8 protein-coding genes and 1 pseudogene are annotated in these 13,327 nt (G+C 44.8%); 8 read left to right on the forward strand and 1 reads right to left on the reverse strand.

All coding sequences use genetic code 11. The annotated features are described in order from the left end of the window. Nucleotides 1-48 precede the first annotated feature (48 nt). From V5298_RS05160 to V5298_RS05195, 8 genes are all read left to right on the forward strand, one after another. On the forward strand, nucleotides 49-1,146 hold the full coding sequence (locus V5298_RS05160; RefSeq protein WP_332930404.1) for a hypothetical protein: 1,098 nt from the start codon (nucleotides 49-51) through the stop codon (nucleotides 1,144-1,146). 4 nt (nucleotides 1,147-1,150) lie between these two features. Further along, nucleotides 1,151-2,605: a hypothetical protein gene (locus tag V5298_RS05165; protein ID WP_332930405.1), complete on the forward strand. Its 1,455-nt coding sequence runs from the start codon at nucleotides 1,151-1,153 to the stop codon at nucleotides 2,603-2,605. Nucleotides 2,606-2,880: 275 nt separating this feature from the next. Then, complete coding sequence (locus V5298_RS05170) at nucleotides 2,881-5,070, forward strand: hypothetical protein (RefSeq protein WP_332930406.1); 2,190 nt, start codon at nucleotides 2,881-2,883, stop codon at nucleotides 5,068-5,070. Beyond that, on the forward strand, nucleotides 5,070-6,506 hold the full coding sequence (locus V5298_RS05175; protein WP_332930407.1) for a hypothetical protein: 1,437 nt from the start codon (nucleotides 5,070-5,072) through the stop codon (nucleotides 6,504-6,506). The genes V5298_RS05170 and V5298_RS05175 overlap by 1 nt, the downstream gene beginning before the upstream one ends. A gap of 221 nt (nucleotides 6,507-6,727) precedes the next feature. Then, a complete protein-coding gene (locus V5298_RS05180; RefSeq protein WP_332930408.1) occupies nucleotides 6,728-8,872 on the forward strand; it encodes a TonB-dependent siderophore receptor in 2,145 nt (714 codons plus the stop codon). A gap of 233 nt (nucleotides 8,873-9,105) precedes the next feature. Continuing rightward, nucleotides 9,106-10,125, forward strand: coding sequence for an isoaspartyl peptidase/L-asparaginase (locus V5298_RS05185; protein WP_332930409.1), 1,020 nt, complete (start codon nucleotides 9,106-9,108; stop codon nucleotides 10,123-10,125). Between the two features lie 510 nt (nucleotides 10,126-10,635). Beyond that, nucleotides 10,636-12,195 carry a catalase gene (locus V5298_RS05190; RefSeq protein WP_416351148.1) on the forward strand — a complete coding sequence of 520 codons (1,560 nt, stop codon included), beginning with the start codon at nucleotides 10,636-10,638 and terminating at the stop codon, nucleotides 12,193-12,195. Nucleotides 12,196-12,315: 120 nt separating this feature from the next. After that, nucleotides 12,316-12,879 carry an ankyrin repeat domain-containing protein gene (locus V5298_RS05195; RefSeq protein ID WP_332930411.1) on the forward strand — a complete coding sequence of 188 codons (564 nt, stop codon included), beginning with the start codon at nucleotides 12,316-12,318 and terminating at the stop codon, nucleotides 12,877-12,879. Nucleotides 12,880-12,954: 75 nt separating this feature from the next. Here the strand turns inward: V5298_RS05195 and V5298_RS05200 are convergent. Further along, a pseudogene (locus tag V5298_RS05200) lies at nucleotides 12,955-13,327 on the reverse strand (glycosyltransferase family 39 protein); the annotation flags it as partial.

Genomic DNA, 13,327 nt, shown 5'->3' on the forward strand with positions numbered 1-13,327 from the left:
CTTTACTGGTCACTTAACCACACGCCCAAATGATAAAAGGATGAATTTATGAGCTTGATGCAGGACTATTCTGTACTTCTCGGTCAAATCGCAGAGCAACATGAAAACTGGTCTGTAAAAACAGAATCACCCTATACGATTAGCCGTCAAGCACAAGAGAATACACTACCACTGTCCATTAGTGTTTATGGTAGCGATACCAAAGCTCACCTGTTTTTCAACATCTATGACGACGGCGCATTTACCAACCTAGCAAAGAAATTTCTGCGCGTAAAAGAGAAAGAAAAGATCCAAACAGAAGATGAAAATTCGGGTTTAGTCATCATCATCGATTCCGACGGTTTTGCCGTAGTATACGATGCCACCGAGGTCGAGCCAGCGAATTTTGCGGAGCAATTTACCAGCCTTACCGAAACCGCAGATAGTCTATTAATGGGGTTGGTGGCCAATGCCCATGAAACCGTTAAAGATATACCGGATGAACCCGTTGAAAGTGAGCCACAAACTCAGGAAGTGACACAAATTGTAGCGGAGAGCGCTGACAAAGTTGTTCTGCAATACTTCAAAGAAAAAGACTATAAATACAACCACGACGAGAAAAACAAACGTTTTATATTTGGGTTTTCAACGGAACAATATGCCAACCGAAGTGGTGAGCATAGCCTGCAGCTTGTTATCGACTACTCCGATGACGACTTACTTAGGTTCGAAACACCCTGGATGTTTAAGTTTGATTTAGATAAAACCGAATACAGCCTTATTGCCTCGGTTATGGCTTGGTATCAGTTTGAATACAAATTTTTGTCCATGTCTCTTGATCCCGCCGACGGCGAATTAAAAATATCCATCGATATTCCCCTCGGTAAAGGGGTTGTTCACACGACCCAAGTACATCGTATCGTGGCTTTTATTCTTCAATTTACTGAGCGCGCCCACGAAGAAATATTTTCGGTATTACTCACAGACAGCGAAGCGGCTGAGATAAAACTCAAAGCCCTCATCAATCAGCACAAAAAAACCATCGCAGATCGGGATTGGTTGAGGTCCCTTGAAGACAAGCTAGGTAAGCTTACCGATGAGCAGAAAACGGCCATTGAAGCGATTGTCAAACAAAACGATGATCCTCAAGAACAGAACGGGATTTAAGGATATGGCGAATGCAAAAGCTCGAAAAATAAGCTGGCTCAAAAGGACCTTATCGAACCGTCATGAAGTGGAACTGATTGGTTGGACGCTGTTTTTTGGTGCGGTCACGTTTTTTCTTTTTTGGCTAACTGTACAGTTAAGGTTACTTCCCGAAGCACTATTACGCCCCCACTTGTCACAAGAAGATACTGGTCTTTTCGACGCTTTGGGCGGTTGGGCACTAGGTTTTGCAGGCGCCATGGTAGCAATACGCATTGCCGGATTAGCCAAAACCATTCAGGAAAATGACTCCATCAGAGAGCAAGTCAAAATGATGGAAGCGCAGGTTGAACAGGTATCTCAACTTAACTCTTCGCTAAACCAATCGATTATTGATGCCAAACGGGCCTGTGCTGCGGTGATCCTGTTTGCCAAAGAGCTAGAACGTAGCGGCATGCTAACCTACGAAGACAATTACCTTTGGAATGCCTTCAGTAAACGTTCAAATAATGATGGAGCATTACAGCAATTAGCAAAAAGAAAAGCGGCACTACAAGATACGCTGGAAGAAAAGCTGGCACACTTGGTAAAAACCATTGAAGAAAGTTTTCAAAACTCAGCGTTTCGTGATGTGCTTCGGTATATTGAAAAAGCCGGTACAGAAAACAATAAAGACACCACAGTGATTAAAAATAGGAGTAAAGGCGAATCCTTTATTTCTCAGTTTTTTCAACACTATCACCAAAACCCGCAATCCATTAACACGACCCAAACAGACCTTATTAACGTGGTTAAAAAGAATCAGGTCTTTTTCGAAATACTGGATATTACCAAAGGGTTAGGCACCCGAAACTTTGGTATTGGCGTGATGGAACTGCGCGCATTGGATCTGATTGATCACTACCGTAAAGATCTCATTCGCCTTTTAAAAGCCGAAGGTACCCGTTTTTCTTCTGATAAAGACAAAGAGTTTCAAATTTCTGATGCCGCATGGCTACTGCTAGGGTTACTGCTTTACAGAACAAAATCAGATGGCCGTCCTACCACGGATAATGCCGGTTTTGTCACTCTTGCGTTAATGCTTGGCTCTTTGCCCACAAAAGATACCGTTAAGCAGTACTTGGAGAGTAAGCGTGCCGAAGTAGAAAAGCCTTACTCCGAGGCGGGAAGAGCACTGCTATCTAAAGAAATTGAAGAGTTAGCCCAAAGCCTTTACTTTCTGGATGGTGAAGAACTTTGCGACTTAGAAGATCTTATTAATGAATGTTGCCAAGATACCAAATTCCTGACCGTACTTACCGCTAATATCGGTGTAAGCGAAGAATATGTGAACATGAAAACAAACAAGGATACCTTCGATCTTAGAAGCAACGAAACACGCAGCGAAGAAGAGGGTAGCAATGAGGGCGCAGCTCCAGAAGGCAACGACAACAGAGCGCCTGATATAGAAAAAGCCTCTGACAAAAAAGCAAATAATTAGACGGTAGTAACCAGATAGTCAAAAGGAATTGACCGCCTATTGAAGGTTTTTTAGGCTTTCGCTACCTTAGGAGCGCTCCGTACCCTTTATTTGCCTTCTCACCACTGATACCCTATTCCCTTCGTCTTAGCGAACCATTGCCTAAGACGAAGGGAATGCACTTTACCTCATTCTATAATTCATTTGTGGCTGTGGTCTGTATTGACTCACCCCTCTTCTTTTACGCCTCGCGTTTGCCATATCGCACTTCTCATATAGCTAAATAACGGAATTTTATGCGTTCATATATCTACTTTTTCACTTTTTCGATACTTACTTTGCTCTGCGGATGCACCAATGATCGTGTGGTTTTTAATCCCGACGTGGGAGAGCACCGTTTTTACAATAGAATTCAGTCGCTAGAATTATCGTCACCAGAAATAAACTCACAGGATTTTCACGTTAATAGCTACGCGGAATATAAAGTGAGCGACCATCAAGGCGATAATTTAACACTGCATATTGAGCCTAACCGCTTAGACATGAGAATAGGATCTCAAGAATTTAGTAGCGCAAAGGAGGGAGGGCTTCCTCCAGCTCTGTTGAATCAAATGGCGGCCGGTGTCGATATGATTATTAACAGCGAAACCGGTGCGCTTGTTGATGTAAGTAGCCCCCAACAAAGCCTAAAAGATAACTTGCGTAATGTACTGGGCGGTAGTTTGGCAAGTATGATGGATCAAATCAGTCAACCTAACCTCACCGTATCGTTAAGCCCAGAGAAAGGATGGCAAACTCGTGGCAACGTTAAAGGCATTGCCGATGTTGCCTTTACCGTGACTAAAGTAACCGATAGCGACATTTGGGTTAGCTTCGAAGGCACATCAGCTAACGGCCAGGTCGCCGGGCTTGCGCAGATAGAGCGTGCATCTGGATGGATTGTCAATCAGGTAGTGACAACCAATATCGAGAAAACCATTCAAGGAAAAGTGATTCATCTGCGTTCAACAGAAGTCACCAACAAGGTGTCTGATGGGCACATTGCCTATTTACCTACAATGCGAGCACAATGGTCAAATAGATGGACGGAAATAGCAGACTCAGCACCAACCAAGGAAATTATCTCGATTAGGGATGCCAGCAAGGTTTTTAGTCAGCAAGATGGAACGGTTGAACTAGACGACGGCGCGTTGACTTTGGAGCTAGCCCATGCCGTTAATAAGAATGGTTTTTTAGGCAGAGTGGTCATCAGCGACCCACAAATTTTTGACAAGAATAGTCAGCGAATAACGTCGCCTTTTCAAATAAGCGAAACCTACTCTTATAATAACTACAAAGACGAAGGAAAAATAAGTCACTCCACAATTCACTTTATCGGCCCAGGTGATTTATCCAATATCACCGACACCGTGGCCAGCGTGAAAACCCAGGTGGCTTGGTATCCAGACACGTCATTCATGGTAGACGTGCCGATAAATGACGACCACACTGGCCAGTATAGCGACAAAGGGGTAACCATCGATATTACACCTACCGACGATAGCAACGTTTATGCACTGACCTTTAAAGGGCAAGCAAAAGACCGGCTTTTCTTTAATTTTTCAAAACAACAATCTGTAGAAGTACAGTTTCGGGCCTACCCTAAAGCCCCCCAGTGGCTTACTGCCGAAGAAAGTAATGTGCGCTATCAGGCAAGTCCTTATGAAGAAGCCTACCGCGTTTTGATACGCAGTGAAGCCCTCCCTTCGACGTTAAACTTTATTTTAAAGCGGTCAGCGGATAAACCTGAAGCCACTCAACAAGTCACATTTTATACCGTCGATGCAAAACGCTTTAACCCTAATTTCAAGCCGCAAACATCTTATCTTTTTAAACAAGACCCACCCGATACAAACGTAGAAGCCATGACAGCGGCTAGTGTAAAACACGGCCAACTTAAGCTAACACTGGGACAACCACAAATTGATTTTTGCTCAGCAACGCTTTCTCCCCAGGCTGAAGAGCAAGGTTCACCATTAATTTTTGCAGTCAGTGAAAAGCAGAATAGCTTTGACCACCCCAGTGCACTATTACTGCAAACTGAAGATGGGATAAGGCAGTATTTTTATGGTTTAGGCGAACGTAAAGTCTCTCTTTCCTGTTCTAAAACCCGTTCTTGGAAACCTGCCACATTTCCGTTAAATGAATCCACGCCCTGGGTCGTGTCTATGGATGCCCTATCACTTAATAAAAACGTTAACACGGTGGGAGATATTTTTGCGGATTATCGCTTTTTCGATGCAAAGGGCAAAGCCCTTAGTCTAATGCCATTGGACAAAGAACAGGTGGTATCACCGTCCACTCCTATTAAGGCCGTTTTGTTTCCTAATAACACGCTACGCATTGCTGGGGTACCCAAAACGGTACAAGCCGCCGTCATCGTAGAGCAACCTGTTGAACATGAATTCAGTGTGACGTTTCCTGATCTACCTACAGGGGATGAATAATGAAGAACCTATTAAAATACGGCTTGGTACTTTACTTGGCATTTCCTATTGCAGCCTATGCTGCCACTGAATACTTGGACGTAAATTTAAGCCCAACTAAAAATGAAATCAATTACCGCTACCACTACGAAAGTGATGTTGAGCCTGATAATGACGGCGTGTATACCCTACCGGTATATGATGAAGCCGGTGAGTTAATCGTTACCTTACAAAGCACAAACCCCGTTATTGCACGTGGCACGTTTACCGGCACCCAAGTGGCCGAAGAACGAAAGTTAGGGTTATTATCACGGGTACTTTATCGTCTAGGCGACGGTTTTACTGGCCGCGCAGTAATGCGCAGCAAAGACGGTTACCTGCAAGAGGAAGTTCCCTACGTTAACGGTAAACGAGAAGGTGTTGCCAAGCAGTACTACGACAACGGCGCTCTTAATGCTGTCACCCATTATAAACAAAATAAAGAAGTACTCACCACCAAACGCTGGAGCCGAAACGGCGTATTAGTGCGTGAAACCCAACGAACTGAAAACGGCAAATTCATCGAAGAAAGAGAATGGACCACCGAAGGTATGTTACGCCAAGAAACCATTCCCATTGATATCGATGGTTATCCATCAGGTTTAAAAGAAACCACATGGGAGTTAGGCGAAGTAAAAACCTTTATTGCCGCCGGGGTACACGATCCCCATCGTGGGTTTTATCGCAGTGCAAACCTGCCATATAAACTGGTTAAACGAGAAGGTATCGAAGATGGCAAATTGATCTCACTAGAGGAAGTAAATCACTACGGCAAAGAAGGGCGGCAACGCCTTTACCATGAAGGGTTTTCCATTATTGAAAATATGACCAATGGTAAGCGCGATGGTATGTACAGCGAAGGCGATGAAGGCAATGAAGCCATAAAAGGCCGGTACAAAAACGGGCTTAAAATAGGCCAATGGCGCGACACCAATTCAAACGGCGACATTATCCTGGAAACCTATTCGAATGCGGGAACATTAGATGGGGTGCGCACTGTACAAAACAGAAATACCCAAGCGCTCATTGTTAAAGAGCATTATGTAGATGGAAAAAAACACGGCGAGTATGCCTCTTTCGATAGCGATGGAACCAAAGCAACCTTTGGCATGTATAACCAAGGCAAAAAAGACGGAGATTGGGTCGAAAAAGATGGAAATCGCATTTGGCATGGAACCTATAAACATGACCATAAAGTGGGGCGATGGCTAGGCTATAATCCCCAGGGTTATGTGGTTTTCGATTTACATTATAAAAACGGCAAATTAAACGGCCCTCAATATGCCTTCGCCGATAATGGTGCACTGACATTATTCGAAGAGCGGAAAAACGGTGCACGAGACGGTAAACGCATAGTTTACGAAGACGGCATTAAAAGCGGCGAAAGTTTTTATAAGGACGGAGAAAAACAACCGTAACCAGAAGCCTCGCTTCCTAGGGCGCGAAGGTTTTGTAAGCCTCGCGCCCTGCCTTTTTCCACCTATCCATACCATTTTTTGTAGAGAACACGTAAATACAATTGGTAATGATTATCATTTGATGTAGTATTCTGCCCGTTTTTCAACACCTGCATGAATCGACCAAAATAATAATAACGTTAATTACGGTTCACTCTCTTTGTAAAAATATGGAGCACTCAATGGATAACTCACGACTTGCCTTCAAGAAAAGTCAACTCACCCTAGCCTGTTCTGCCGCTTTGATGTTAAGTAGCTTTTCCTCTTTCGCGGCTGATGATAATGACGACAACACTGATGAAAGCCTTGAAGTTATCAGCGTGGTTGGGCACAAAATCAATGAACTTAGCACTGAAAATAATGGCGGCGCTTTGGGCAATCGTTCTGTGCTTGATACCCCCTTCTCCGTGGATGTTATTTCGCTAGAGGATATGGAAATACGTCAGGTAAATACCCTTGATAGTTTGTTCAGCCGTGAAGCTTCCGTATCGGTAGACGGCAGTGCTTATAGTGCTTTTGGAAATACCCTGCGTGTTCGTGGCTTGGCCTTAGACTATACCCAAAGTTTTAAAGTAAATGGTTTGTCCATTAACAGTTTTAGCGGTGAGCTGCCTTATGAAGCCTTCGAACAAGTCACCTTGTTAAAAGGGTCAACTGGCTTTATGTATGGCATGGCCGCACCTGGCGGTATTGTAAACTACGAGACCAAAAGAGCCACTGGCGATTTTGCGAACGCCAATATCGGTTACCGCAGTGACAGCGTATTGAGTGGACACATTGATGCCAGCCAACGTTTTGGCGAAAATGACGATTACGGCGTAAGAGTAAACCTGGTAAAAGAAAAAGGCGATACTTATATAGATGGCGGTAGCATCGATCGTGAAACCGCGTCATTAGCCTTTGATACCAACATCACTGATTCCTTATCGTGGACAGTGGATCTTATTTATAATGATCGCTTAGTCGAAAATTCCTGGACCTACCTGAACAATTCCTTAGATAGCACAGATTCATTACCCGACACTGTAAGCGGCTCTCGCAATTTAGCCGTAGACGGTACTTTCGACAAATATAAAAATATGATCGCGTTAACCAGTTTGAACTGGACCATTAACGATAACTGGCAAGCCCATATTGATTATGATTACTCCAAAAATGAAACCCGCTGGGTAAAAAATCTCGACTATCTGCTCAATAGTGAAGGGGATTTTGATGTCGCCTTGTATGAACAATACTTTGACGTTGCCTATACACAGATTCAAGGCATATTAAGCGGTGACGTACAAACCGGCAGCATTACTCATAATATTGTGATTGGTGCGACTCACCAAAAAGCCACCACTTACCGTAATGATGGCGGTGATTACGGCCGCTTGGTAACCTGGGATTATGGCACAGACAACTTGTTCGACGATGTGGATTTACCCACCTACACAGCTGAACTACAAAAAGATGTTCGCGTTGCCTGGATTGATACCCAAGACTCGGTGTTTGTAAGTGACTTCATTCAACTTAGTGACGAATGGGAAGCCTTGGTTGGTGTGCGTTCAAATGGCATTGAGCATACGCCAAGTGCATATTTTTCTACCCACGACCATTATGACGATACCGCAGTAACCCCCACTTTCGCATTGATGTTTAAGCCGAATGCGGACACTACCTACTACGCCAGCTATGTCGAATCCATTGAAGGCCAAACCTCTACTGTGGGTGATAGCTACGAAAATGCTGACGAAATGCTTGAGCCATTAGAAAGCTTACAATATGAACTAGGTATGAAAACATCCGGCAATGGTTGGTCAATGACCTCTGTACTCTTTCGTATAGAACGCGGGGCCACCTTAGTCACCGATGATAACTATCTGGTACAAGAAGGGGTCAGCATTTATCAAGGCCTTGAACTTAGTGCTGCGATGGATGTTACTGAGAATTTGGCACTGTATGGTGAAGCCATGCTGTTAGATACAGAATACGATAAAACCAGTGATAGTACGGAAGGTAATAGAGTAGCAGGTACGCCGAAATCACAGTTCAGCATACAAACCAACTATAACGTTGCTGCCATACCCGGGTTAACGGTGAATCTGGGGGCTAAATACCACGGCAGAACCACATTAGACTCGAATAATTACTGGGAATTACCTTCCTACACCCTAGTATACGGTGGTGGTAGCTACTCGACCAAAATCAATGACGTTCCCGTAACACTCATCGGTAGCGTCGACAACCTGTTCGATAAAGAATACTGGGCCGCAGCCGACTCCTACGGCGGCCTGAGAATTGGTGAACCACGCACGGTGGCATTAAAAGTGAAAGTCGATTTTTAATCCATAACACGTTATATAAAAAGCACAGCCCAGCAAAGGTATTTCTTTGTTGGGCTTTTTGTTTTTTGACTTTCAATCAGACCGAACACGGTTAAGGTAAGTGATTGAAAAAACCAAGACCGCAGCAGAACTTACGCTAGCGTAAAAAATACCACATCATAAAAAATCGCTAGCTATGATAAATTGGCAAACCCGTTGTTCTAATTCGCCCCAACAAAAAAACGAGAACGTTTATGAAACACACACTACTTTTTATACTCACCTTATTTGCCCTTAGCGCTTTTGCCAAGTCCGAGCCGCCCATTGCTTTGGTGATACACGGCGGCGCAGGCACCATTACAAAGGCCAATTTGTCAGATGAACAAGAGGCCCAATATCGCGCTAAATTAACCGAATCAGTAAAAGCCGGTTATGCCGTATTAGAAAAAGGTGGCACCAGCGAAGAAGCGGTAATCACCGCCATTCAGGTTATGGAAGCATCACCTTTATTTAATGCCGGCTATGGCGCGGTTTACACCTGGGATGGCGAGCACGAATTGGATGCCTCCATTATGCGCGGCCAAGACAAACAAGCCGGCGCAGTGGCGGGAGTAAAACACACCAAAAGCCCCATTGCCGCGGCGCAGTTAGTGATGAACGAATCGGTACACGTTATGCTAAGCGGCGCTGGGGCAGATGCCTTTGCTCAGGCCAATGGCCTTGAAATGACCACCAATGACGCCTTTGACACCCAGCGCCGTAAAGATGCTTTAGAAAAGGTGAAGCTGAATTTAATGAAAAACGATCACGCCATGAATATCGACCCTGAGGTAGTGGATTATAAATTCGGTACCGTAGGCGCGGTGGCATTAGATAAATTCGGAAACCTTGCCGCCGGCACCTCTACCGGCGGTATGACGGCCAAGCGTTGGGGCCGTATTGGTGACTCCCCGATTATTGGTGCGGGCACTTGGGCCGACAACGAAAGCTGTGCGGTTTCTGCCACCGGCCACGGCGAGTACTTTATTCGTAACCATGTAGCCGCCGATATTTGTAGCCGCGTAAAATACGCCGGCTTAACCATTGAGCAGGCCGGCGATGAAGTCATTCACAAGGTGTTATCTCCCGAAGCAGGCTCCGGTGGTGTGATCATATTAGACAGAAAAGGAAACATTGCCATGCCCTTTAATTCTGAAGGCATGTATCGCGCCAGCGTCGATACCACGGGCAAGGTGACCGTGGCCATTTACGGTGACGAAGGTGAGACATTCTAGATGGCGGAGCCTAAGGACTCGTTAATCTCTTTAATGTCGGTCTTAAAAACCCACGACCCCATGGCCCCATGATTCCTACAAGAATACCAACCACAAAGCCACTAATGTGAGCTGTGTGGCTGGTATTACCGGCGTTCAACTCTGCGGAAAACTCACCCACCACGAAGATACCGAAGCGTGGCGATCCCCCCAACACTATTCACACTTTTAGTCACATCTATTAAACCTATCAACTGCATCTCTTTATTTAGTTAAAACAGTTTTAAATAAAAACGCATAATCCTCCCAGCTTTCAAGGAGCGCTATTGAAAGCAAAATTGAAGCAAAACTGATTAAGCAAAACGTTCGTTACTAAACCCGCGAAATCACTTTGTCACGATATGAATAACTATGATAGCGAAACAAATTTGTGTCGCTTAGAAAAACCCAACCCATAACACTCGTCTTTCAGGAGCTGCATAAATGAAACGATCGTTTACCCGTAGTATTATAAGTTGTGTCGCCGTTGGCATGATAAGCATGAGCTTGAACATTCAAGCTGATACGCTGACTCGTCAAAATGGTGCACCTGTTGGTGATAACCAAAATTCACAAACCGCAGGTCCTTGGGGCCCGGTGCTGTTACAAGATTCTCACCTCATTGAAAAGCTGGCAGCTTTCGATCGTGAACGTATTCCCGAGCGTGTGGTTCATGCCCGCGGTGTGGGTATTCATGGTTACTATGAAAACTATGAAGACTTATCTGATGATACCATCGCGGCTCCTTTCCAAGGCGAAGGCAAAAAAACAGAAGTCTTTGTACGCTTTTCCTCCGTAGTTCACGGTCACCTGTCACCCGAGACACTACGCGATCCCCGTGGCTTTGCGGTGAAGTTTTATACTGAACAAGGTAACTGGGATTTAGTGGGTAACAACTTCCCGGTATTCTTTATTCGTGACGCCATTAAATTCCCGGATATGGTTCACGCATTTAAGCCATCGCCGGTAACCAACAAGCAAGATGCTAAGCGTATTTTCGACTTCTTCTCTCATGTACCAGAGTCGACCCACACCTTAACCATGCTGTTTTCTGATTATGGCACACCTGCAAGCTACCTGAATATGGACGGCTCAGGCGTTCATGCATTCAAGTTTATTGATGAGCAAGGTCACGTTAAGTACGTAAAATTCACTTGGAAATCGAACCAACCAATTAAAAACTTCACCGCTGAAGAAGCGATGAAAGTACAGGGTATGGACTTTCAACCTCACACCACTGACGTTTACACCCGCATCGGTGAAAATGGCGAAACTGCGTCTTGGGACTTGTATTTACAAGAACTTGAGCCAGAACAGTTAGACGATTTCGACTTCAACCCGTTAGATACCACCAAAATCTGGCCTGAGTCGTTAGTCTCTTCCCGTAAAATTGGCCGTATGGTACTTAACCGCGTGCCGGACAACTTCTTTGAAGAAACAGAGCAAGCCGCCTTTGCGCCTAGTAACTTAATTCCTGGCATTGAGCCGTCGGAAGACAGAATGCTACAGGGTCGTTTGTTCTCGTATGCGGATACCCAGCGCTACCGTTTAGGTGTGAATGCTTACCGTATTCCCATCAATGCCCCTAAAAAGGTTGAAATTAACAACCACGAGCAACACGGCAAGCTGCGTACCACCTCATCAGCACGTGATGTGAACTATCAACCTAGCCGTCGCTTAGACTTAAATGAAGACCCAACATACCGTTATTCAAGCAAACCCCTTGCTGGTATGACGCAGCAAATTCCTTACTACAAGGAACAAAACTTCAAACAAGCCGGTGACTTCTATCGCAACCTTGATAAGGAAGGCCGTATGCACCTCATTAACAACTTAGGTGGTGCCTTAGCAACAGTACCGGAAGAAGAAATCCGCGTCATCATGAGTGCCTTTATGTACAACGCGGATAAAGAATACGGTACTGGCGTTGCGAAATTAGCGGGCGTCTCTATCTCGCAAGTACGTGCAGAAGCCAAAGCCCTGATGGACGAGCAAGCCACCCGTGCCGCAAAAGCAAAGCAAGTAGCGGAAAGCTTAGCTGCCTTGATGTAATAACACGCACGCCCTACCCGTTTGGGTAGGGCAATGTTAACCACCAACCATCTTATTTAAGACACTCTTTTACTTAAATCAACTTGTTATCAACGGTTCATCAACAATAGGAGCGACACCATGCAAATCATCAAAGGCACATTGTTAGTTTTGACTTTCATGCTGAGCGCCAGCCTCTGTCACGCCCAAACCAGCATTGATGATCTAAAAACCCACTATTTTGATGCCGCTCGTGAAGGAAATATTGAATTGCTAGAGGCGTTTTACCAAGCGGGACTTGATGGCAATGTGGCCGATAATAAAGGCTATACCGCACTGATTTTAGCGGCCTACCATGGTCATAACGAGGCCGTGTCTTACCTGCTTAGCAACGAAAACATTAATGCTTGCCAAGAAGACAACAAAGGCAATACGGCCTTGATGGGGGCAATATTCAAAGGACATTTAAGCATTGCCAAACAGCTTATTCTCGCAGACTGCAATATTGATGAAACCAACGCCCAGGGCCAAACCCCGCTAATGTTTGCCAGCCTGTTCGACCGCCAATCATTGGTTAATGAACTCATCGAAAAGGGGGCCGATCCCCATCACAAGGATCTTGCCGGTAACACCGTTGCCGATATCGCCCTGTCCCAAGGCAATTACCAATTGGCCACAAGGTTGAAAGAAGCTGACGCAAACTAGATTTTATTTCTTTGGCTGCAGTCTTGCATTTTTTTGCTTTTCTTATCTCGCCAAGTGCTAGAAAACGAATGTGAGCTATTCGTGAGGATAGCGATACATTACGGCGTTAGTGGTATTGTCTAAGCACCGACGTTTTAACCCGCTAGCCGGGAGCAATAGCCAATTTTTACGATGGGCATAACCCACAGAAATCTGTTGGTTTAAGTCAAAACACTCTTCACTGACTAGGCGTTCGTCTACCAGCAGGTATTTATGCTCTCCGGTGCGACTTAACCACTGATATGCCGCCAATAATTGCCCTTCGTTTGAAGTGTGATACCCAAAATGTACAATGGGATAAGCAGAGAAAAGAATAAACTGCTCGGAAAAATCAACAAGGGCAATGGTTGCTTTTTGTTGCCCCAGCTTTTCTTGTATATTTGCATAAATCCGTTTCGGCGTTTTAACC

This window comes from Alteromonas sp. 14N.309.X.WAT.G.H12 (genome assembly GCF_036697315.1).
Lineage (GTDB): Bacteria > Pseudomonadota > Gammaproteobacteria > Enterobacterales > Alteromonadaceae > Alteromonas.

Coding starts and splice junctions, on each gene's coding strand:
- V5298_RS05185 (WP_332930409.1), top strand. CDS start 9,106: ATGAAACACACACTACTTTTTATACTCACCTTATTTGCCCTTAGCGCT.
- V5298_RS05170 (WP_332930406.1), top strand. CDS start 2,881: ATGCGTTCATATATCTACTTTTTCACTTTTTCGATACTTACTTTGCTC.
- V5298_RS05160 (WP_332930404.1), top strand. CDS start 49: ATGAGCTTGATGCAGGACTATTCTGTACTTCTCGGTCAAATCGCAGAG.
- V5298_RS05195 (WP_332930411.1), top strand. CDS start 12,316: ATGCAAATCATCAAAGGCACATTGTTAGTTTTGACTTTCATGCTGAGC.
- V5298_RS05190 (WP_416351148.1), top strand. CDS start 10,636: ATGATAAGCATGAGCTTGAACATTCAAGCTGATACGCTGACTCGTCAA.
- V5298_RS05180 (WP_332930408.1), top strand. CDS start 6,728: ATGGATAACTCACGACTTGCCTTCAAGAAAAGTCAACTCACCCTAGCC.
- V5298_RS05165 (WP_332930405.1), top strand. CDS start 1,151: ATGGCGAATGCAAAAGCTCGAAAAATAAGCTGGCTCAAAAGGACCTTA.
- V5298_RS05175 (WP_332930407.1), top strand. CDS start 5,070: ATGAAGAACCTATTAAAATACGGCTTGGTACTTTACTTGGCATTTCCT.